The organism is uncultured Winogradskyella sp. (assembly GCF_947495255.1).
Lineage (GTDB): Bacteria > Bacteroidota > Bacteroidia > Flavobacteriales > Flavobacteriaceae > Winogradskyella.
Genome location: NZ_CANLYI010000002.1, coordinates 334,216 through 355,481, shown reverse-complemented (window position 1 = coordinate 355,481; position 21,266 = coordinate 334,216). Strand labels below are relative to the sequence as shown.

20 protein-coding genes are annotated in these 21,266 nt (G+C 31.8%); 17 read left to right on the top strand and 3 right to left on the bottom strand.

Annotation, left to right across the window (positions count from 1 at the left end; genetic code table 11):
- Nucleotides 1-3 precede the first annotated feature (3 nt).
- The 3 genes from Q0807_RS04315 (at nt 4) to Q0807_RS04305 (ending at nt 5,607) form a co-directional block, all read left to right on the top strand.
- Complete coding sequence (locus tag Q0807_RS04315) at nt 4-936, top strand: dihydrofolate reductase (RefSeq protein ID WP_299106788.1); 933 nt, start codon at nt 4-6, stop codon at nt 934-936.
- 183 nt (nt 937-1,119) lie between these two features.
- Nucleotides 1,120-2,004 carry an ABC transporter ATP-binding protein gene (locus Q0807_RS04310; protein ID WP_299106786.1) on the top strand — a complete coding sequence of 295 codons (885 nt, stop codon included), beginning with the start codon at nt 1,120-1,122 and terminating at the stop codon, nt 2,002-2,004.
- A gap of 21 nt (nt 2,005-2,025) precedes the next feature.
- The gene (locus Q0807_RS04305; protein ID WP_299106783.1) at nt 2,026-5,607 is read left to right on the top strand and encodes a M1 family aminopeptidase; all 3,582 of its coding nucleotides are present in this window, start codon (nt 2,026-2,028) and stop codon (nt 5,605-5,607) included.
- A gap of 90 nt (nt 5,608-5,697) precedes the next feature.
- On the opposite strand, the gene metK is transcribed toward Q0807_RS04305, so the two are convergent.
- On the bottom strand, nt 5,698-6,951 hold the full coding sequence (gene metK, locus Q0807_RS04300) for a methionine adenosyltransferase (protein WP_299106780.1): 1,254 nt from the start codon (nt 6,949-6,951) through the stop codon (nt 5,698-5,700).
- Between the two features lie 342 nt (nt 6,952-7,293).
- Between metK and Q0807_RS04295 the strand changes: the two genes are divergently transcribed.
- The 11 genes from Q0807_RS04295 to Q0807_RS04245 all read left to right on the top strand — a co-directional run bounded on the left by Q0807_RS04295 (nt 7,294) and on the right by Q0807_RS04245 (nt 16,986).
- The gene (locus Q0807_RS04295) at nt 7,294-7,704 is read left to right on the top strand and encodes an Rrf2 family transcriptional regulator (RefSeq protein WP_299106778.1); all 411 of its coding nucleotides are present in this window, start codon (nt 7,294-7,296) and stop codon (nt 7,702-7,704) included.
- 125 nt (nt 7,705-7,829) lie between these two features.
- Entirely contained in the window at nt 7,830-8,090 is a 261-nt protein-coding gene (locus Q0807_RS04290) for a DUF2061 domain-containing protein (protein WP_299106776.1), read from the top strand.
- Nucleotides 8,087-8,707: a phosphoadenosine phosphosulfate reductase family protein gene (locus Q0807_RS04285; RefSeq protein ID WP_299106774.1), complete on the top strand. Its 621-nt coding sequence runs from the start codon at nt 8,087-8,089 to the stop codon at nt 8,705-8,707. The genes Q0807_RS04290 and Q0807_RS04285 overlap by 4 nt, the downstream gene beginning before the upstream one ends.
- 9 nt (nt 8,708-8,716) lie before the next feature.
- On the top strand, nt 8,717-10,810 hold the full coding sequence (locus tag Q0807_RS04280) for a HEPN domain-containing protein (protein ID WP_299106772.1): 2,094 nt from the start codon (nt 8,717-8,719) through the stop codon (nt 10,808-10,810).
- A gap of 5 nt (nt 10,811-10,815) precedes the next feature.
- Nucleotides 10,816-11,595 carry a uroporphyrinogen-III C-methyltransferase gene (gene cobA / locus Q0807_RS04275; RefSeq protein ID WP_299106770.1) on the top strand — a complete coding sequence of 260 codons (780 nt, stop codon included), beginning with the start codon at nt 10,816-10,818 and terminating at the stop codon, nt 11,593-11,595.
- A gap of 57 nt (nt 11,596-11,652) precedes the next feature.
- Nucleotides 11,653-12,702 carry an NAD(P)/FAD-dependent oxidoreductase gene (locus Q0807_RS04270; protein ID WP_299106768.1) on the top strand — a complete coding sequence of 350 codons (1,050 nt, stop codon included), beginning with the start codon at nt 11,653-11,655 and terminating at the stop codon, nt 12,700-12,702.
- Nucleotides 12,702-13,031: a 2Fe-2S iron-sulfur cluster-binding protein gene (locus Q0807_RS04265; RefSeq protein ID WP_299106766.1), complete on the top strand. Its 330-nt coding sequence runs from the start codon at nt 12,702-12,704 to the stop codon at nt 13,029-13,031. Before Q0807_RS04270 ends, Q0807_RS04265 begins: the two co-directional genes overlap by 1 nt.
- Before the next feature lie 189 nt (nt 13,032-13,220).
- Nucleotides 13,221-13,967 carry a serine O-acetyltransferase EpsC gene (gene epsC, locus Q0807_RS04260; protein ID WP_299106763.1) on the top strand — a complete coding sequence of 249 codons (747 nt, stop codon included), beginning with the start codon at nt 13,221-13,223 and terminating at the stop codon, nt 13,965-13,967.
- Nucleotides 13,964-14,848: a cysteine synthase CysM gene (gene cysM, locus Q0807_RS04255; RefSeq protein WP_299106760.1), complete on the top strand. Its 885-nt coding sequence runs from the start codon at nt 13,964-13,966 to the stop codon at nt 14,846-14,848. Before epsC ends, cysM begins: the two co-directional genes overlap by 4 nt.
- A 244-nt stretch (nt 14,849-15,092) precedes the next feature.
- A complete protein-coding gene (locus tag Q0807_RS04250) occupies nt 15,093-16,184 on the top strand; it encodes an acyloxyacyl hydrolase (protein WP_299106758.1) in 1,092 nt (363 codons plus the stop codon).
- A gap of 58 nt (nt 16,185-16,242) precedes the next feature.
- A complete protein-coding gene (locus Q0807_RS04245; RefSeq protein WP_299106756.1) occupies nt 16,243-16,986 on the top strand; it encodes a head GIN domain-containing protein in 744 nt (247 codons plus the stop codon).
- Nucleotides 16,987-16,990: 4 nt separating this feature from the next.
- Here the strand turns inward: Q0807_RS04245 and Q0807_RS04240 are convergent, their stop codons facing one another.
- Together Q0807_RS04240 and gldA are read right to left on the bottom strand one after the other, a co-directional pair.
- A complete protein-coding gene (locus Q0807_RS04240) occupies nt 16,991-17,188 on the bottom strand; it encodes a hypothetical protein (RefSeq protein WP_299106753.1) in 198 nt (65 codons plus the stop codon).
- Nucleotides 17,189-17,192: 4 nt separating this feature from the next.
- On the bottom strand, nt 17,193-18,086 hold the full coding sequence (gene gldA, locus Q0807_RS04235; protein ID WP_299106751.1) for a gliding motility-associated ABC transporter ATP-binding subunit GldA: 894 nt from the start codon (nt 18,084-18,086) through the stop codon (nt 17,193-17,195).
- Between the two features lie 338 nt (nt 18,087-18,424).
- Between gldA and Q0807_RS04230 the strand changes: the two genes are divergently transcribed.
- The 3 genes from Q0807_RS04230 to Q0807_RS04220 are packed head-to-tail and all read left to right on the top strand — an operon-like array spanning nt 18,425 to nt 21,248.
- Complete coding sequence (locus tag Q0807_RS04230) at nt 18,425-19,252, top strand: prephenate dehydratase (protein ID WP_299106749.1); 828 nt, start codon at nt 18,425-18,427, stop codon at nt 19,250-19,252.
- Nucleotides 19,249-20,391, top strand: coding sequence for a pyridoxal phosphate-dependent aminotransferase (locus Q0807_RS04225; RefSeq protein WP_299106747.1), 1,143 nt, complete (start codon nt 19,249-19,251; stop codon nt 20,389-20,391). Before Q0807_RS04230 ends, Q0807_RS04225 begins: the two co-directional genes overlap by 4 nt.
- 5 nt (nt 20,392-20,396) lie before the next feature.
- Complete coding sequence (locus Q0807_RS04220) at nt 20,397-21,248, top strand: prephenate dehydrogenase (protein WP_299106745.1); 852 nt, start codon at nt 20,397-20,399, stop codon at nt 21,246-21,248.
- The last annotated feature ends 18 nt before the right edge of the window (nt 21,249-21,266 follow it).

Here is a 21,266-nt window from a genome sequence, read left to right as displayed (position 1 = left end):
ATTATGTTCGGGAAAAAAAAGACGGTTTCAACCATAGATAAAGACCAATTAGAGCTGATAGAAAATGCTCAGAAACGTATTAAGCAAAAGAAGGGATTGTATATTCATTTCGTTATTTTCTTAATTGGTGCAGTTTTCTTAATACTATCTAACACGGTTTTGGGTATTGGTGAAAACTTTAAAATTGCCGGTGTAGATTGGTTTGTGTATGCCATACTTGCATGGTTGTTTTTGTTTATTTACCATTTTATAAGTGTATTTATTACTAATAAGTTTATGGGTAAAAATTGGGAAAAGCAACAGTTAGATAAGTTAGTGAGCCAACAACAAGTTAGAATAGATAAGTTAAAAGAGAATTTTCTAAAAGAAGAGACAAAAATAGCACAAACGCAAGCTTATACTGAGGTTAAAGAAAACCCTAAAGTACTAGAAAAAAAAAAGACTTCTGAGTTAACCATTATTGTAGCTGCAGGCGAAAACAATGCTATAGGTAAGGATAATAAGTTAATTTGGCATTTAAGTGATGATCTGAAACATTTTAAGGCTTTAACTAATGGTCATCATATTATTATGGGACGTAAAACATTTGAAAGTTTCCCAAAACCATTACCAAACAGAACACACGTTGTCATTACCAGACAAAAAGATTATAAAGTACCAGAAGGCGTAATAGTTGTAAATTCTCTTGAAGATGCTCTTGATGCATCAAGATTTGATAAACAACCTTTTGTAATTGGAGGCGGAGAAATCTACAAACAAGCAATGCCTTTGGTTGATAAACTCGAAATAACTCGAGTTCACGCAGACTTTGAAAATGCAGATACATTTTTTCCGGAAATTGATGATAGTAAATGGCAAGAAGTTAGTAGAAGAACTCATGATGCTGATGAAAAACATGCTTATTCATTTTCTTTTATTACGTATTTGAAGAAATAACAAATAATTCTTTTTTATAAATACTAATCTCAATTTTTCAATTGGGTAGGCAACTATTTGCCCATTTTTAACGTCTTTATTTATAAATAGCTACCTTGTTAAAGGAGAATACGGGAATTTTCTGTAACGCTTTTCAGAATAAGTCGTCTAATTTATAATTAATCAATCAAAAAATCTTCATTTATGAGTACGTTAAAAATCACTAATTTATCTAAAACATATCCTAATGGTGTAAAAGCTTTAGATAACGTTAATCTTGAATTAAAAAATGGAATGTTTGGTCTTTTAGGCCCTAATGGAGCTGGGAAATCATCTTTAATGAGAACCCTAGCTACGTTGCAAGAGGCTGATTCAGGTACTGCCACATTAGATGATATTGATATTTTAAACAATCCGGCCGAATTACGAAAAGTATTAGGTTATTTACCTCAAGAGTTTGGTGTATATCCACGAATTACAGCAGAACAATTATTAACTCATTTAGCAATTTTAAAGGGTATTACAAATGCTAAGGAGCGCAAAGAATTAGTAAATTATTTATTAGATAAAGTTAATCTCTACGAAAAGCGTAACAAATCTGTAAAAGGATTTTCTGGAGGAATGAAACAGCGTGTAGGTATTGCACAAGCCTTAATAGGAAACCCAAAACTTATAATTGTAGATGAGCCAACTGCTGGTTTAGATCCAGGAGAGCGTAATCGTTTTTATAATTTATTAGCAGATGTAGGTAAAGAGGTAATAGTCATACTTTCTACACATATTGTAGATGATGTTAGAGAGTTGTGTACCAAAATGGCAATAATGAATTTAGGGGAAATTGTTTATCATGGTTCACCACAATCTGCTATTGATGATCTAGAGAATAAAGTATTCCGGAAAATTGTAAGTAGAGAAGATTTACAAAATTATGCCAATGATTATAAGGTGATTTCAAATAAAATGGTAGGAGGACAGCCATTGATACATGTATTTAGCGAAGTGCATCCGCAAAATGGTTTTGAGCAAGTTGCTCCAAATTTAGAAGATGTGTTCTTTTCAAAAATAAACACATCAAACGTTCTTGTTTAATCTAATCTAACCATTTTAATTATGTTTAAAACATTCTTTTTATCAGAATTAAAATATACGCTTAAGCAACCGATGGTGTATATTTTTATCTTCATATTGGCATTGATGGAATTCTTTGCTACCGTTAGTGATAATGTTCAAGTTGGTGGCGCAATTGGTAACGTTTATCGCAATTCGCCATATACAATCACAATTCATGTCACTGTATTTTGTGTTTTTAGTCTATTAATGGCTGTCGCTTTTTTTAATAATGCAGCTTTACGAGATCATAATAATGAATTTAATGAAATATTATTTACAACACCTTTAAGCAAACCAGGTTATTTTTTCGGACGCTTTTTGGGAGCATTAGTGGTTTCAACATTACCCTTGTTAGGTGTTTTTATAGGGGTGCTTTTAGGGACTTACATGAATTCTATTTTTGGATGGATGGATACCGAACGCTTTGGTGATTTTTATCTCGAAACTTTTATTAATAACTATTTATTATTTATTCTGCCCAACATGTTTTTAGCAGGATCAGTGATTTTTGCGATGGCAAATAAGTGGAAAAGTACTATTATTTCATTTGTTGGTGGCTTAGTTATTATTGTAGCCTATATAGTGTCTGGTTCCCTAATGTCTGACGTAGATAACGAAACCATAGCTGCACTTTCAGATATATTTGGAATTAACACTTACTTTTTAGAAACTAAATATTTTACACCAATAGAGAAAAATACTATTAGTCCTGGGTTTTCTGGTTTGCTTTTTAAGAATAGACTTCTATGGACGGCAGTTGGAGCAATTATTTTAATGATATCTTATTTTAGTTTTTCATTTAAAACGAAAAATAAAAAAGTAAAAAAACAAAAGGTTAAAAATAGCGATAAAGAAACTGTGTTTGCGCTACCAAACTTGAATCCAACATTTAAGGCTTCCACAAATTGGATTCAGTTTAAAAGCTTTTTTTATACTAACTTTTTAAGCATTGTTAAGAGTGTAACTTTCAAAATATTATTCCTCTTCTGTATTATAATTTTAGTAGTTGATTTAAGTCAAGGATTTGAGTTTATGGGCTTGCAATCTTATCCGTTAACTTATAAGTTGATTGATTCTATAAAAGGTAGCACCAATATATTTACTATTATAATTCTTATCTTTTTTAGTGGTGAATTAATTTGGCGAGATAGAGATTCAAAAATTAATGAAGTTATAGATGCAACAGCACATACGTCGTTTATTTCTATGGCAGCTAAGGCATTGTCTTTAGTTTGTTTGACTTCAATATTGAATTTATTTTTTATTCTAATAGGTGTAATCTATCAATTGCTAAATGGATTTACACGTATTGAATTAGACGTGTATTTACTCGATTTCTTTTATGAGAACTTTGCCTTGTATATTGTGTTTGGAGGTATTATGATAATGATTCAAGTTTTATCTAGTAATAAATATATCGGCTACTTTATCTCTGTTTTAATATTATTAGTTTGGGAGATTATTCTGAGTATTTTAGATATTAATTCTAATATGTTAGATATTGGAGGTGGTTCTTCAGTATTCTATTCAGATATGAATGGTTTTGGACCAGGTTTAAAAAGCACCTTGTGGTTTAATCTTTATTGGATTTTGTTATCCGTTATAGGCTTATTAATTGCAGGAGCATTATGGAATCGTGGCTCTAAAAGTTCACTGTTAAGTCGTATAAAAACAGCCAAAAAGGAAGTTCCTAAAAGTTATAGAGGTTTCATTGCAGTCCTTACTATAATTTGGCTTGGTGTTGCTGGCTTTGTGTATTACAATACACAAGTTTTAAATCCGTATCGATCTAATGATACAGAAGAGCAACTTATGGCAGAATTTGAAAAGAAATATTCAAAATATAAAGAAGCCGTACACCCTAAAGTAACAGATGCTAAATATTATATAGACATTTTTCCTAATAAAAGGGATATACATGTTAAGGCAGATATTGAGTTAACTAATGAGTCTAACCAAGCAATTGATTCGCTTCACTTTTTTAATAAAGAAGGTTGGGATACAAAACTTAATATTCCTAATGCAAAACCAGTTTACAAAGACAGTACTTATCTATATACCATTTACAAATTGAGTAAACCGCTACAGCCAGGACAGTCGATAGTAATGAAATTAGATAATAAATTTATTACCAAAGGATTTAAAAACAGTAGAGGGAATACCATGATTGTTAAGAATGGAACATTCTTTAATAATGGAGATATATTACCAACAATGGGTTATAACGAAAATTATGAGATTTCAGATAATAACACACGTAAAAAATATGATTTAGAGCATAAAGAACGTACACCAGAATTGTCTAGTGAACTTAGTGAATTGCATAATCGTAATTATATAAATAACGGTGAATCTGATTTTATTAATGTTGAAACTATAATATCTACTGTAAAAGAACAAACGGCAATTGCTCCTGGCTCTTTAATTAAGAAATGGGAAGAAAATGGAAGAGATTATTACCATTACAAAACAGATACACCATCTTTAAATTTCTACTCTTTTATGTCTGCGGATTACGAATTAAAAAAACGTAAATGGAATGGAATTGATATTGAAGTTTATTATGATGAAAAACATCCTGAAAATGTTGATATGATGCTAGATGCAGTAGAAAGGTCATTAGCATATTATACCAAAAATTTTGGACCATATTTTCATAAACAATGCAGAATTATTGAGTTTCCAAGATATGCATCTTTTGCTCAGGCTTTTCCGGGTACAATGCCTTATTCTGAAGCTATAGGATTTATAATTAATCTTGAAGATGAAACAGAAAACAATGTTGTAGATGCTGTTATTGCTCATGAAATGGCACATCAGTGGTGGGCACATCAGGTTATTGGTGCAAACATGCAAGGAAGTACGCTTATGAGCGAAAGTTTTTCTGAATATTCATCATTAATGACCATGAAGAATATGACGGGGAATCCGATGAAAATGAGAGAATTTATAAAGTACGATCATGATCGCTATTTAAGAGGTCGAAGTGGAGAAAGAGAAAAAGAATTGCCACTATACAAAGTAGAGAATCAGCAGTATATTCATTACGGAAAGGGTAGTGTAATTTTATACGCTTTACAAGATTATATTGGTGAAGCTAAAGTGAATTTAGCCATGAAAAATTTCTTAGAAGAGTATCGTTATAAAAAGCCACCTTATCCTACTTCATTGGATTTTATAAGACATTTAGAACCACAAGTGCCAGACTCACTTAAATACTTGATAACGGATTGGTTTAAAGAAATTACCTTATATGATAACCGATTAAAAGAGGCTAATTATAAAAAAATGGATAATGGTAAATATGAAGTTACTCTAGAAATTGAAAGTTCAAAAATTAAATCAGATAGTCTTGGTAATGAAACCAAGGCCAATATTAACGACTGGATTGATGTTGGTTTCTTTATGGATGATGATGAAGAAAGGTTGTTTTCTCAAAAGCGCATAAAGTTCAATAAAGAAAGTACGTCAATTACAATGCAGCTAGATTCTTTGCCAGCAAAAGCAGCAATAGACCCTAGACATATATTAATAGATCGTGTTTATAAAGACAATATTAAAAGTATAAGTTTAGAAGAGTAATTATATAAAAGTAGTAAAAAACAAAACACCCTAACTATTTAAATAGTTAGGGTGTTTTCGATTATATAATTTTAACTTTTAAAAGATCTCTTAAATATCAAAGGCAGCTTTTACTTTATCAACATAATCTAATTTTTCCCAAGTAAATAATTCTACATCTAAAGTTGTAGATTCTCCATTTGGTTGTTGAAATGTTTTAGTTACAACTTCGTGTTGTCTACCCATATGACCATAAGCAGCTGTTTCGCTATACATTGGTTGGCGCAGTTTTAAACGTTTTTCAATGAAAGCAGGTCTCATATCAAATAGTTTTTCAACCTTTTTAGCTATTTCACCATCTGTTAAGTTAAAAGGACAAGTTCCATAAGTATCAACAAAAATAGCCATAGGTTCTACAACACCAATAGCATAAGATACTTGTACTAAAATTTCGTCACAGATACCTGCCGCAACTAAGTTTTTTGCAATATGTCTTGTTGCATAGGCAGCACTACGGTCTACTTTACTTGGGTCTTTACCAGAAAATGCGCCACCACCATGTGCACCTTTTCCACCGTAAGTATCTACAATAATTTTACGACCAGTTAAACCAGTGTCTCCATGCGGTCCTCCAATTACAAATTTCCCAGTTGGATTTATATGATACTTAATGTCATCATTAAATAAAGCTTGAATATGCTCTGGAAGTTTTGCTACAACTCTCGGAATTAATATCTCAACAATATCTTTTCTGATTTTAGCGAGCATAATTTCATCAGCATCAAACTCGTCATGTTGCGTAGAAACAACAATAGAATCTATACGTTGAGGTGTATTGTCATCACTATATTCTATAGTAACCTGACTTTTAGAATCGGGTCTTAAATACTTTATTTCTTTATTCTCGCGACGTAATTCAGCTAGTTCAACTAAAATTCTGTGTGATAAATCTAAAGCCAAAGGCATGTAGTTATCAGTTTCATTAGTTGCGTAACCAAACATCATTCCTTGGTCACCAGCACCTTGTTCTTCTTTTGTAGCTCTATCTACACCACGGTTAATCTCTTCAGATTGTTCGTGTATTGCAGAAAAAACACCACAAGAATTGCCATCAAACATATATTCGCTTTTTGTGTAGCCAATTTTATTAATGGTGTCTCTTGCTATTTTCTGTACGTCGAGATAGGTGTTAGACTTTACTTCACCAGCTAAAACAACTTGTCCTGTAGTTACTAATGTTTCGCAAGCCACTTTTGATTCTGGGTCAAAAGCTAAAAAATTATCAATTAAAGCATCGCTAATTTGGTCTGCTACTTTGTCTGGATGTCCTTCAGAAACACTTTCTGAAGTAAATAAATATGGCATAATTCCTAAGTTTTAGGTTATAATTAATCTACGGAAAATTTCAGATTGCTTGGTCGCTAGAGAAGTACTAAACTTACTGCTTTAGCATTTTTTGTTTCAGCTGAGTATTCAGCGTCAGAGGTTGCAATCAGATCAAATTTTTCCTCTAAATTTTGATAGTGCAAAAATAGAGAAATTAAATGGAACCCATATTTATTTCACTTTTTTTATGATTTAATTCACTTTTGAATTATTTGAAGAAAAGAATTACAATAAAAAAGAGTAAATTAATACCGTTAGCTATTTAAAAATGCTAGTCACAAGATTGAGCTTAGTATTGAAAAAAATAACTAGATTTACATTATGCTTTCAAAGAAAACAAAATACGGAATAAAAGCCTTGGTGCATTTGGCAAGACAAGAAGAACGGACTCCTGTTCAAATTTCTACAATTTCTAAAGCAGAAAACATTTCTCAAAAATTTTTAGAAAGTATCCTTTTAACCTTAAGAAAAAATGGTGTTTTAGGTTCTAAAAAAGGAAAAGGAGGTGGTTACTATTTGTTAAAAGACCCAAAAGATATTCCTATGACAACGGTAATGCGATTGTTAGAAGGACCTATTGCAATGGTGCCTTGTGTAAGCCTTAATTTTTATGAAAAATGTGAAGACTGCCCAGATGAGAAGGTCTGTGCAGTGAATAAATTAATGCTTAAGGTGCGAGATAATACCTTAGAGATTTTTAGAAATACCACCTTAGCTGATTTATCTAATTAGCAGATTCTTATTTTTATACGTTAATTTTTTCGAAATATATACCTCTTAAAGGAATATAAATTTATATGTTTGCAATACCCTACTAAATCTATAGGGTAAAAGTATTTATAATTTAATAGCATATTATGGGAAGTGTAATACAGACAGATTTAAATATAGATAATGAGGCACAAGTGTCTTCTGTACCTCAAGAAAACATAAAAAGAAGTATTGTAAAAACAATTAGTTGGCGTGTTGTTGGTACACTAGCTACTGTAACTATATCCTATGTGATCACTGGTACTTTAGCATTAGCGTTTTCTATTGGAGGAATAGAACTAGTCTCTAAAATGGTACTTTACTTTTTTCATGAACGTGCTTGGACTAATATAAAATGGGGAAAATGATAGACATAGATATAGACGTTTGGAATAAGAAGTTAAGAGAGAAGAATCCAATTGAAATTGCAAAATGGGCTTTAAAGTTGTCCAATAATAAGATTGTAACTACCAGTTTTGGAAAATATTCTTCAGTATTATTAAGTACAATATCAAAATTAGAAAATGATATTAGAGTGGTTTGGTGTGATACGCTTTACAACGAACCTAGTACTTATGAGCATGCTAATAATTTGATAGAAAAGTATAAGCTTAATATTCTAAAATATCAATCCTTACTTAGTAAAGAAGAAATTGATGCAACTATTGGATTGCCAAGTTTAGAGGATGATAACCATGATATTTTTTCTGAAACTGTAAAGCTAGAACCTTTTAGGCGTGCTTTAAAAGAGCAGAATCCAGATATCTGGTTTACTAACATTAGAGTAAGACAAACGGAGTACAGAGACAAAAAAGATATTTTAAGTTTTAGTAAAGATGGTATTCTAAAAGTGAGTCCATTTTACTTTTGGAGTGATGAAGACTTAGATGATTATATAGTAGAGAACCAATTAGAAAAGAACGTTGATTACTTCGACCCAATAAAAGCACTACTGAATAGAGAGTGTGGTATTCACTTTCAATAAATAGAACAAATGCAAAGTTTTAGAACAGAATTAGAAAATCCGGTAGTAGAAAAGGATATCCTTGACTTAGCAAATAAGATTGAGCTTTTTCACAATGGTAAAATAGACGAAGAAAAATTTAGAAGTCTTCGATTAGCAAGAGGTGTTTATGGTCAGCGTCAAGAAGGCGTGCAAATGATCAGAATCAAATTGCCTTACGGAAAGGTTTTGAGTCATCAGTTGCGACGTATTTCTGAAGTTTCAGATGAATACTCAAGAAGTCGTTTACATATTACTACACGTCAAGATATTCAAATTCATTATGTGGATTTAAATAGAACTCCAGAACTTTGGGCAGAATTAGAACGCGATAATGTTACCCTTAGAGAAGCTTGTGGCAATACAGTAAGGAATGTCACTGCAAGTGAAACAGCAGGTATAGATATTAACGAGCCATTTGATGTATCTCCATACGCAGATGCTTTATTTAAGTTCTTTTTAAGAAATCCTATTTGTCAAGAAATGGGTAGGAAATTCAAAGTGTCTTTTTCGGGTACAGATGAAGATACTGGTTTGTCTTACATGCACGATTTAGGTTTTATTGCAAAAATAAAAGACGGTGTAAAAGGCTTTAAAGTGATGCTTGCAGGTGGCTTAGGTTCTCAACCAAGACACGCAGATTTGTTTTATGAGTTCCTGCCTTCAGATAAAATTATTCCATTAATGGAAGGCGTTTTAAGAGTTTTTGATCGTTATGGTGAACGTAAAAGTAGAGCCAAAGCACGTCTTAAATTCTTATTAAAAGATATAGGTTTAGAGGCTTTTAAACAATTGGTTGAAGAAGAGCAAAATGCTATAGAGTTTAAAACGGTTACTATAGATGAAGCCAATTATACTGCTTCAACGCCAGTTACTGTATCAGCACCAAAAGTGGAAATTAAAGATGTTGAAGCTTATAACTTATGGAAATCAACTAATGTTATTCCTCAGAAACAGGAAGGATATGTTGCCATCGGAATAAAAGTTTTACTAGGTGATTTCTATACAGATAAAGCACGTTTATTAGCTGATTTAGTTGAAGAAAATGCGGCTGGTGAAATAAGATTGAGCTTACGTCAGAATATATTAATTCCTTTTGTAAAAGAAGATTTACTTCCGTTTTTCTATATAGAATTAGCAAAATTAGGTTTTGTAGAAGCTGGTTATAATAAAGCAGTAGATATTACAGCTTGTCCTGGTACAGATACTTGTAACCTGGGAATTTCAAGCAGTACAGGAATCGCTGAAGAATTAGAACGCGTTATTAAAGCTGAATATCCTCAGTATTTACAAAACACGGATTTAGTGATTAAAATTAGTGGTTGTATGAATGCTTGTGGACAACACAATATGGCAAATATTGGTTTTCAAGGCATGTCAATCCGTACTAAAGATAAATTGGTAGCACCAGCTTTACAAGTATTATTAGGTGGTGGAAACTTAGGTGATGGAAACGCTTATTTTGCAGATAAGGTTGTTAAAATTCCAAGTAGAAGAGGACCAGAAGCGTTACGAAGAATTTTAAATGATTTTGAAGACAATGCAAATGGAAAACTTTTTGTTGACTATTATAAAGAAAAGGGAGAAAAATATTTCTACCAATTACTAACCGATTTATCAAATATTGAAAACCTTAGTCAAGAAGATTTTATTGATTGGGGAACAGAAGAACAATATGTAAAAGCTATCGGAATTGGAGAATGTGCAGGTGTTGTTATAGATTTAATTGCAACGCTTTTCTTAGAAAGCGATGAAAAAATAGAAGAAGCTCAAGAAGCTTTTAATAATAAGGTGTATTCTGGAGCTATTTATGAGGCTTATCGCTCTATGGTGAATTCGGCAAAAGCTATTTTACTTTCAGAAGATATAAAGACTAACACGCAAGCAGGTATCATTAAACAATTTGATGAACTTTTTGTAGACACTAAACGAATAGATTTAGGTGCTTCATTCTCAGATATTATTTATCAAATAAAAATATGTCCACCAACGGAAGATTTCGCGAGTAATTATATAAATACAGCGCAACAATTCTTAAAAAGTGTAAGAGCTTTTAGAGAAAAAGAGGTCGCTATTAAAAATTAAAAATTATGACACCAAGATTAACTATTGTAGGCGCAGGACCAGGAGATGTAGAATTAATTACTGTTAAGGCAATTAAAGCAATAAAATCTGCAAATGTCATTTTATATGATGCACTTGTAAATGTAGAATTGTTGGAATATGCATCACCAAAAGCAGAATTAATCTTTGTTGGAAAACGAAAAGGATGTTATGCCTATCATCAAAACCAAATTAATGAGTTAATCGTAGAACGGGCTTTAAAATGCGGACATGTGGTTCGTTTAAAAGGTGGTGATCCATTTGTATTTGGTCGTGGTGCGGAAGAGTTAGAATATGCCAAAGAATATGCAATTGAAGTTGCTTTTGTACCTGGTGTATCTTCTTCAGCTGCTGTGCCAGCTTCTATAGGTATTCCCTTGACAAAGCGTAATGCATCTGAAAGTTTTTGGGTGATTACAGGTACTACAAAATCTCATAAAATATCAGGCGATATTGCTTTGGCAGCTCAATCTACAGCAACAGTTGTTATTTTAATGGGAATGAGTAAGCTTTCAGAAATTGTTCAAATTTTTTCAAATGAAGGAAAATCTGAAACTGCGATAGCAATCATTCAAAATGGAACTAGAGCTAATGAAAAAGTAGGTGTTGGAACCATTTCAAATATAGAATCAATTGTAGAAGAAAAACAATTATCTAATCCTGCTATAATTATTATTGGAGAGGTCGTTAATCAGCGTGTAGACCTTTCTAATATATACGAAAGAGCAGATTTAGCGCAACAAAATACAAGAAAGCGAAGCGCATAGTTAAGTACTATTGAAACGTACTTTTCATAAAGCTATTCTAAATAAAAATTAAAAATTATGATTAAAACAGATATACTAATCATTGGAGCAGGACCAACAGGTTTATTTACAGTATTTGAAGCTGGCTTGTTAAAATTAAAGTGCCATTTAATTGATGCATTACCACAACCTGGTGGTCAATGTTCTGAGTTATATCCTAAAAAACCTATATATGATATTCCTGGATTTCCAGAAATATTAGCAGGTGATTTAACCTCTAATTTATTAGAGCAAGGTAAACAGTTTCAACCTGGTTTTACCTTAGGTGAACGTGCAGAAACTATAGAGAAACAAGACGATGGTAGTTTTATTGTTACTACTAATAAAGGAACACAACATCATGCACCAATTATTGCAATAGCTGGCGGTTTAGGAAGTTTTGAACCAAGAAAGCCTAAGTTAGAAGATATTGAAAAATATGAAGATAAAGGGGTCGCTTATTTTATTAAAGACCCAGAAGTGTATCGCGATAAAAAAGTAGTGATTGCAGGTGGTGGAGATTCTGCTTTAGATTGGAGTATTTTCTTGGCAGATGTAGCTTCAGAAGTGACTTTAGTTCATAGAAGAAATGAATTTAGAGGTGCTTTAGATTCAGTAGAAAAAGTACAGGAATTAAAGTTACTCAATAAAATTAATTTAATAACACCAGCTGAAATTACAGCTTTACATGGTGATAATCATATAGAAGGTGTTTCTATAACTAAGGAGGGTAATACTGAGATTTTAGAAGCGGATGAATTTATTCCACTTTTTGGGTTATCTCCAAAATTAGGTCCAATAGGAGATTGGGGACTTGAGATTGAAAAGAATGCTATTAAAGTAGATACTTTAGATTATCAAACTAACATTCCTGGTATTTATGCCATTGGTGATGTAAATATTTATGAAGGGAAATTAAAGTTGATACTTTGTGGTTTTCATGAAGCAACATTAATGTGTCAATCCGCTTATAAAAGACTAAATCCAGGAAAGAAATTTGTATTAAAATATACAACTGTAAGTGGTATTAATGGTTTTGATGGTACCAGAAAAGAGTCTCCAAAAGCTGTTGTAAAAGCTATAGTTTAATGCAAGATGTTGTTATACATATTACAGACCGTGAAGGAGAAACACATAAAGTTTTAGCGCCAACTGACATGGCTATGAATTTAATGGAAGTTCTACGCTCTTATGAGATAGCGCCAGAGGGCACCATTGGAGTTTGTGGTGGCATGGCAATGTGCGCATCTTGTCAATGTTACGTGAATTCCGACCATAAGTTAAATGCAATGGAAGACGAAGAAGATGCTATGTTGTCTGAAGCGTTTAATGTTAAAGATAATAGCAGATTAAGTTGTCAAATTCCAATTACAGAAGCATTAAATGGCTTGGAAATTGAATTAGCGCCAGACGTTTAAATTTTAAAAAAAAATATCATATTAAGCCAGTAATCATTTAATTGAGTTACTGGCTTTTTGGTTCTCTGTTCTATTGTTTTATATATTATTTTTGCGTGTCGATAAATTTGCCCCAATTTGATATTAGTAATTTATGACTATAATTATCGACAGAGTTAAAATCGAAAATTAAATACCAGATATTAAAATATGAATTCGTCATTGCATATACCCAAAAGATTTAAGGAAGACGTAGAAGATTTGGCTAAAGATTTGTTCTATTTGGTAGTAGAATCAGACGTAAATCAAGATTTGCAATTAGAATTATTAAAAGATTCTTTTTTCAAAATTTCAGAAGGATTAGAGTGTGGTGTTTGTGAAACTAAATGGTCGCAATTTAAAACGGAGTTAAAAACATTAAAACCAATATTACGTTTAGATGCACAGGCAGCTTATAATAATGATCCTGCGGCAAAAAGTTTGAGAGAAGTTTATTTGGCATATCCTGGTTTTTATGCTATCACAATGTATCGTATAAGTCATATTTTATGGGACTTAGACATTCCTGTTTTGCCAAGAATGATTAGTGAATATGCACATAGTGTAACAGGTACAGATATTCATCCTGGAGCAGAAATAGGTAAGTCATTTTTTATAGATCACGCAACTGGTGTTGTTATAGGTGAGACGGCAGTAATTCATAATAATGTTACAATTTATCAAGGTGTTACCTTAGGAGGAATTAAAGTAGAAAAAGCTTTGAAAGGCATAAAACGACATCCAACCATAATGGATAATGTAACCATTTATGCTAATGCTACAATTCTAGGAGGTGATGTTGTAATAGGTGCAAATAGCGTTATTGGTGCCAATGTTTGGATAACGCAATCTATACCAGAAGATTCTACAGTAACTTATAAATCAGATATAAGAATTACCAATAAAAAAGAAGAATGAGCATATTAAATCTAATAGGAAATACACCATTGTTAGAAACTACAAGTTTAGTTACTAAACCTAATGTAAAATTACTTTTAAAGTTAGAAGGAAATAATCCTGGTGGAAGTGTAAAAGACAGACCAGCTTTTAACATGATTTCTGAAGCCATAAAACGAGGTGATATAAAAAAAGGAGATTGTTTAGTTGAAGCAACAAGTGGAAACACGGGCATTGCTCTAGCTTATGTGGCACAATCTTTTGGATTAAAAATGTCCTTAGTAATGCCAGAGAATTCAACTGAAGAACGTGTTAAAACTATGAGAGCTTATGGTGCTGAGGTTATTTTAACATCTGCAGAAAAAGGCATTGAAGGTTCTAGAGATGTTGCTTTTAATATGCGAGATAATGAAGGTTATACGCTGCTCAATCAGTTTGAGAATAATGATAATTGGTTAGCACATTATAAAACTACAGGGCCAGAAATCTGGAAAGATACCAATGGAGAAATAACACATTTTGTTTCAGCAATGGGAACCACAGGAACCATAATGGGAACGTCTACTTTTCTTAAAGAACAAAACAATAAAATTCAAATTATTGGAGCGCAACCAGAAGATGGATCACGTATTCCTGGTATTAGAAAATGGTCACCAGAGTATGTGCCTAGTATTTTTGATAGATCAAAAGTAGATAAGGTTATAGAAGTAAGTGAGCAAGTGGCAAGAGCAACAACTCAAAGATTAGCAAAAGAAGAAGGTGTTTTTGCAGGTATGAGCAGTGGTGGTTCAGTAGCAACAGCATTAAAGCTCATAGAAACAATAGACCAAGGTGTCGTTGTGGCTATTATTTGTGATAGAGGAGATCGTTACTTGTCTTCAACTCTTTTTGATGAGGTATAATAACAATTTGTTTGATTTAAGTTAACAGCGAAGTCATTTCAAAATTGGTAATTAGCACCATAATTTAAAACCCCAAAAAAGATGAAATTACTTAAAAAGAATAAGTCAGAGTTTCGGTTTGCTGTGCAGATTTTAATGCTAACAGCAATATCTTTAGTTATTGCATTTTTTGTAAAATAGACTATTTTTCTCCGAGAGCAATTAATTGTAATTATTGACTATTTTTACGGCTCAATAATTACCAATGCGAAATTTATTTGTTTCAATTTTATTAGTTTCTTCAATAGTACTTAGTGCTCAAAAAGAAACAAATAACTCGTATTTAGATTTTAATTATTTTGGAGGTAATATTGCACTTCATAATAATGATATTCTTCATTTAATAAAAGGTCATCCAGAAGGTTTTATTCTAAGTTATAATAAAAAAACCTTTGGAAACGAAGCTTGGGAACAGCGCTACGGTTATCCAGATTATGGTGTTTCTTTCGCATATCAAGATTTTAAAAATGAAATTTTAGGTAACAATTACGCATTGTATGCACACTATAATTTCTATTTTTTTAAACGCAACCTTATGTTGCGTCTAGCACAAGGTTTGGCCTACAGTACTAACCCTTATGATAAAATAGAGAATCCTAAGAATATTGCTTTTGGTTCTGATATTTTGAGCGCAACCTATCTCATGTTTAACTATAAAAAAGAACGACTTTTTAATCGGTTTGGTTTACAAGGTGGCTTAACGTTAACACATTATTCTAATGCCAATGTAAAAGCACCAAATACCAGTGTTAACACTATAGCTCTAAATGTTGGGTTAACTTATAATTTGGATGATGAAAAGCAAGAATATATAGATAATCTAGGTGATGATAAATTCACAGAAAACATAAAATTTAATTTTGCTTTTCGTTCCGGAATTAACCAAAGTGATATTATAGGTAGCGGTCAATTTCCATTTTATATATTTTCGGGTTATGCAGATAAACGCTTAAGTAATTTAAGTGCATTACAATTTGGAGCAGACGTATTTTTTTCAAACTTTTTAAAAGAACTAATTTATTATAAATCGGTTGCTTTTCCAGAAGAAGATGTAAGTGGAGATGAGGACTATAAGCGTGTCGGACTTTTTGTTGGTCATGAATTGTTTATTAATAAATTGTCTGTAGTTTCTCAATTGGGTTACTACGTGTATTATCCTTATGATTTTGAAGGGCGAACTTATATAAGAGTGGGGCTTAAACGTTATTTTGGTAACAAATTATTTGGAGCTGTAACCTTAAAATCGCATGGTGCAAAAGCTGAATCCGTGGCATTTGGAATTGGAGTTAGATTATAAAAGTGTTACTAAATGTCACACTGAACGTAGTGGAAGTGTCCATTTTATAAATAATTAAATGAAGAAAATAGTTTATGTTCTAGTATTGCTTCTCTTTGCTTGTAACAGTGAAGAGGTTAATGATTGCTTTCAAACTTCAGGAGAAATTATAGAACAAGAAATTGCAGTTTCAAGTTTTAGTCGCATCCTAGTCAACAGAGATATTGAATTAATTGTAAAATCAGCTCCAGATTATAAAGTTGTAGTAGAAACAGGTGAGAATTTAATAAGCGATGTAAGTGCTGTGATTATCGATAATCAATTAATCTTAACGGATAATAATTCTTGTAATTACGTAAGAAATTATGGCATCACAAAGGTTTATATTGAAGCACCAAACCTTACAGAGATTAGAACATCCTCGCAATATGAAATTTCTTCAATCGGAGTTTTAGATTATGATGCTTTAACCTTATTGTCAGAAGATTTTAATGGTGGAAGTGAATTCACAATTGGCGATTTTAGATTAACCGTTGATTCAAATACGCTTAATGTAGTTTCTAATAATTTATCTTTCTTCTATATAGATGGTATAGTTGAAGCTTTATCAGTGGGTTTTTATTCTGGTGTTGGGCGTTTTGAAGGTGAAAACCTCATAGCACAAAATGTTAATGTGTTTCATCGTAGTAGTAATGATGTGGTTGTAAATCCGCAACAATCCTTAACAGGAGAACTTAGAGGAACAGGAAATTTAATATCGGTAAACCAACCAACAGTTGTAGATGTGGAACGTTTTTATATAGGTGCTTTAATTTTTGAATAAAGAATTAATAGTAGATAGTAACTATAATTAAAATAATAAATGCAATTGCTAAAAGACCAACTCGTTTATTCCAGTCTTCTTTTGCCACAGTACTAAAACTCTTTTTACCTAAATAAAAAAACCATCTAATTGTTGTTCCTAAAAATTTAGGAAGCGATTCAATGATTCCAGAAAATATAGCTTCAAGTATAGCTTCTCCCACAATTTTAACTCGTCATTTCTCTAAACAAACTCTCTAAACTTGCGTTTTTCTGATTTAATTGTAGAATTTTCAATTCATTATCGTGCGCAAAATCAAACACATGAGATCGCATATCTTCTTTTGTAGAAAAGGTAATTTCATAAACAAAACTATGTGTGTTTTTTACAGAAGTTACTTTTGGTAGTTTTAAAAGAAAAGCATCTTCAACTCTAAAGTCAAACTCAACAATAACAATTTGTTCTTGGCCGTCTCTTAAATCTTTCAAGTATTTGTCTGCGACAACTTCACCTTTGTTTATAATTATCACACGATCGCACATGGCTTCGACCTCCTGCATAATATGTGTAGAAAGAAATACTGTTTTTTCTTTACCAATGGTTTTTATAAGATTTCTAATATCAACTAACTGATTTGGGTCTAAACCTGTTGTTGGTTCATCTAAAATTAAAACATCAGGATTATGCAACATTGCATTTGCTAAACCTACACGTTGTCTATAACCTTTAGAAAGTTGACTTATTTTTTTATGAGCTTCTGGTTTTAAACCGGTTAATTCAATGACTTCCTCAATACGAGATTTTGGTGTGCCATAAACGTTAGCATTAAAATTTAAATACTCTTTAACATATAAGTCTGTGTAAAGTGGGTTGTGTTCTGGTAAATAACCAACACTACTTTGTACATTCTTTTTATCAGAAGTTACATCAAAACCATTCACGGTTGCAGAACCTTCAGAGGCTTCAATATAAGTGGTTAAGATTTTCATCATAGTAGACTTTCCTGCACCATTTGGTCCTAAGAAACCAACTATCTCAGCATCTTTAACTTTAAAAGAGACATTGTTAAGTGCCTTTTGGTCTTTATATTGCTTGGTGATGTTTTGAACTTCAATAGCCATAAAAAATAATTTTAGTCAAAAATAGGTAAATCAGAATATTGAACCACTTATTTTATTAAATCTTTAAAACTTTGAAGAATTCCCTAAAAAATCAATGCAACAATTTTGATTTGTGAAAATAATAATTACATTAGCATTATAATTACAATAATGAACATATCTAAAGCATATTATAACTGGTTTTATTTCTTTTTTAGCTAAAGGAACGAGACTGAATATGTATTATTTAAATATAAATTATAAAGTCTCGATTTAATCGAGACTTTTTTTTGTGCAAATATGAAGCATATTATAATCTTGAAATTGATTCGAGATTTAAATTTATAAGACAGTAAAAATTGAAGAAACCAATTGCAATACAAGGAATTAAAGGGTCATTTCACCATCTAGTGGTTCAGAATTATTTTAATATAGATTCTGAAGTTGTAGAATGTATGTCGTTTGATGGTGTTGTAGATTCACTTTTAGAAAAAGAGACAGATGAGGTTGTAATGGCTTTAGAAAACTCAATTGCAGGTTCAATAATTCCTAATTATGCTTTAATCGATAGTCATAATTTAAGTATCGTTGGTGAATATTATTTAGGTATTGAGCATTGTTTAATGGCTTCAACTGGCCAAACTATTGAAGATATTAAAGAGGTGCATTCTCACCCAATGGCGTTGTTACAATGTAAGGTGTTTTTTAAAGCATATCCTCACATAAAATTAGTGGAAGCTAAAGATACTGCAGATGTTGCTAAGCAAATTTCTGAGCAAAATATTAAAGGTATTGCAGCTATAGCAAGTAAAAATGCGGCAGAATTATATGGTATAAATCTTTTAGCCGAAAGTATTCAGACTATAAAGCATAACGAAACACGTTTTGTAATTGTAAAACGAGAAAATGACCAAAAAGATGTTAGTGCAATTAACAAAGCGTCTTTAAAGTTTGAGTTAGATCATAAACGAGGAAGTTTAGCAACCATTTTAAATGTAATAAGTGATTGCAAATTAAACCTTACTAAAATACAATCATTACCAAAAATTGAAACACCTTGGAAATATGCCTTTTTCGTAGATGTCACTTTTGAAGCTTATAAAGATTACGAAAAAGCAATAGCTATTTTGAATTTAATGGCTGAGAATTTCAAGATTTTGGGCGAATATAAAAATGCAAGACAATGATAGAGGTAGCAAAACGTTTACAAAATGTAGAAGAATACTACTTTTCTAAAAAGTTGAGGGAAGTTGCGCTTTTAAAAGCACAAGGAAAACCTATCATTAATTTAGGAATTGGAAGTCCAGATTTAGAACCACCTTTTAAAGCATCCATGGCGCTTCAAGATAGCTTAGCGGATGAAAAAGCGCACCAGTACCAAAGCTACCAAGGTTTACCAGAATTACGAGAAGAAATTGTAAACTTCTATAAGAGACAGTACAAAGTAAATCTTAGTTCTCAAACTGAAGTTTTACCATTAATGGGAAGTAAGGAAGGTATTATGCATATCTCTATGGCTTTTTTAAATAAAGGAGATAAAGTGTTAGTACCCAATCCTGGTTATCCAACGTATTCGTCGGTGACTAAATTATTGGAAGCAAAACCAATTTATTACGACTTAAAGGAAAAAAATAATTGGCAACCCGATTTTAAAGCTTTAGAGCGTTTAGATTTAAAGCGTGTAAAAATTATGTGGATTAATTATCCGCACATGCCAACAGGTAGTAACGCAGATAATAAATTTTACGATAAGATAATTGCCTTTGGTAAAAGACATGATATCTTAATAGTAAATGACAATCCGTACAGTTTTATACTCAACGATAAACCTATAAGTATTCTTAGATATAAAGATGCGAAAGATGTGTGTTTAGAGTTAAATTCATTGAGTAAAACATTTAATATGGCAGGTTGGCGCGTTGGTATGTTAGCTGGTAATTACGATTTTGTAAGTGCTGTTTTACGTGTAAAAAGCAATATGGATTCCGGTATGTTTTATGGTATTCAAAAAGGAGCTATTGAAGCTTTAAAATGCTCAGATATGTGGTTTCAAAGTTTAAATAGTGTTTACCAAACGAGGCGAGATTTAATTTGGGAATTAGCAGAACGTCTTAATTGTACGTATGATAAAGATGCATCAGGATTATTTGTTTGGGCAAAGTTGCCACCACATATTAAGTCCGAAGAATTTACAGATATGGTATTAAAAGAACATTCCATATTTATAACACCAGGAACCGTTTTTGGTAGTAATGGAGAAGGTTATGTGCGTTTTTCATTATGTGCATCAGAAGAAATTATTAAAGAAGCAATCGCAAGAGTTTAGTTAGAATGAAAAATATTTTTATCATAGGAGTTGGGTTAATTGGCGGAAGCTTTGCTTTGGATATCAAGAAATTACATCCGGAAAGCACCATTTATGGTATTGACAAAAATGAAGCGCATTTAACAGAAGCAATTGCTCTTAATGTCATAGATAAAGCGGCAGAATTTGAAGATTTAGAAAAAGCAGATTTGGTAATATTATCAATTCCTGTAGATGCTGCCATTAATGTTTTACCAAAGGTCTTAGACCATGTTTCTGATAACGCAATTGTGTTTGATGTTGGGTCTACCAAAGAAGATATTTGTGATAAAGTAAAAAACCATGCAAATCGTAGAAATTATTTAGCTGTGCATCCTATTGCAGGTACGGAACATTCTGGTCCAAAAGCAGCACTTAATGGTTTGTATAAGAACAAAACAAATATTATTTGCGAAGTAGAAGAAACGGCTTTTAAGCTTCAAGAAAAAGCATTGAAATTATTTTCAGATTTAGGTATGAGAATAAGATATATGAACCCAAAAGCACACGATAAACATATTGCTTACGTGTCTCATTTATCGCATATCAGTGCATTTATGCTTGGTAAAACGGTAATAGATAAGGAGAAAAACGAACGCGATATTTTTGATATGGCAGGCAGTGGATTTGAAAGTACAGTACGTTTGGCAAAAAGTTCGCCAGCCATGTGGACACCAATTTTTCAACAGAATAAAACCAACGTAATTGAAACGTTAGATGAGTTTATTTCAAATTTAAATCACTTCAAAAAACTTATGGAAGAAGATAATTTTGAAGCAGTTTATGAGGAAATGGAATCAACAAATTATATAAAAGACATATTAAACGGAATACAATAGTAAATAGATTAATAGAAA

Coding starts and splice junctions, on each gene's coding strand:
- Q0807_RS04315 (WP_299106788.1), top strand. CDS start 4: ATGTTCGGGAAAAAAAAGACGGTTTCAACCATAGATAAAGACCAATTA.
- Q0807_RS04310 (WP_299106786.1), top strand. CDS start 1,120: ATGAGTACGTTAAAAATCACTAATTTATCTAAAACATATCCTAATGGT.
- Q0807_RS04305 (WP_299106783.1), top strand. CDS start 2,026: ATGTTTAAAACATTCTTTTTATCAGAATTAAAATATACGCTTAAGCAA.
- metK (WP_299106780.1), bottom strand. CDS start 6,951: ATGCCATATTTATTTACTTCAGAAAGTGTTTCTGAAGGACATCCAGAC.
- Q0807_RS04295 (WP_299106778.1), top strand. CDS start 7,294: ATGCTTTCAAAGAAAACAAAATACGGAATAAAAGCCTTGGTGCATTTG.
- Q0807_RS04290 (WP_299106776.1), top strand. CDS start 7,830: ATGGGAAGTGTAATACAGACAGATTTAAATATAGATAATGAGGCACAA.
- Q0807_RS04285 (WP_299106774.1), top strand. CDS start 8,087: ATGATAGACATAGATATAGACGTTTGGAATAAGAAGTTAAGAGAGAAG.
- Q0807_RS04280 (WP_299106772.1), top strand. CDS start 8,717: ATGCAAAGTTTTAGAACAGAATTAGAAAATCCGGTAGTAGAAAAGGAT.
- cobA (WP_299106770.1), top strand. CDS start 10,816: ATGACACCAAGATTAACTATTGTAGGCGCAGGACCAGGAGATGTAGAA.
- Q0807_RS04270 (WP_299106768.1), top strand. CDS start 11,653: ATGATTAAAACAGATATACTAATCATTGGAGCAGGACCAACAGGTTTA.
- Q0807_RS04265 (WP_299106766.1), top strand. CDS start 12,702: ATGCAAGATGTTGTTATACATATTACAGACCGTGAAGGAGAAACACAT.
- epsC (WP_299106763.1), top strand. CDS start 13,221: ATGAATTCGTCATTGCATATACCCAAAAGATTTAAGGAAGACGTAGAA.
- cysM (WP_299106760.1), top strand. CDS start 13,964: ATGAGCATATTAAATCTAATAGGAAATACACCATTGTTAGAAACTACA.
- Q0807_RS04250 (WP_299106758.1), top strand. CDS start 15,093: ATGCGAAATTTATTTGTTTCAATTTTATTAGTTTCTTCAATAGTACTT.
- Q0807_RS04245 (WP_299106756.1), top strand. CDS start 16,243: ATGAAGAAAATAGTTTATGTTCTAGTATTGCTTCTCTTTGCTTGTAAC.
- gldA (WP_299106751.1), bottom strand. CDS start 18,086: ATGGCTATTGAAGTTCAAAACATCACCAAGCAATATAAAGACCAAAAG.
- Q0807_RS04225 (WP_299106747.1), top strand. CDS start 19,249: ATGATAGAGGTAGCAAAACGTTTACAAAATGTAGAAGAATACTACTTT.
- Q0807_RS04220 (WP_299106745.1), top strand. CDS start 20,397: ATGAAAAATATTTTTATCATAGGAGTTGGGTTAATTGGCGGAAGCTTT.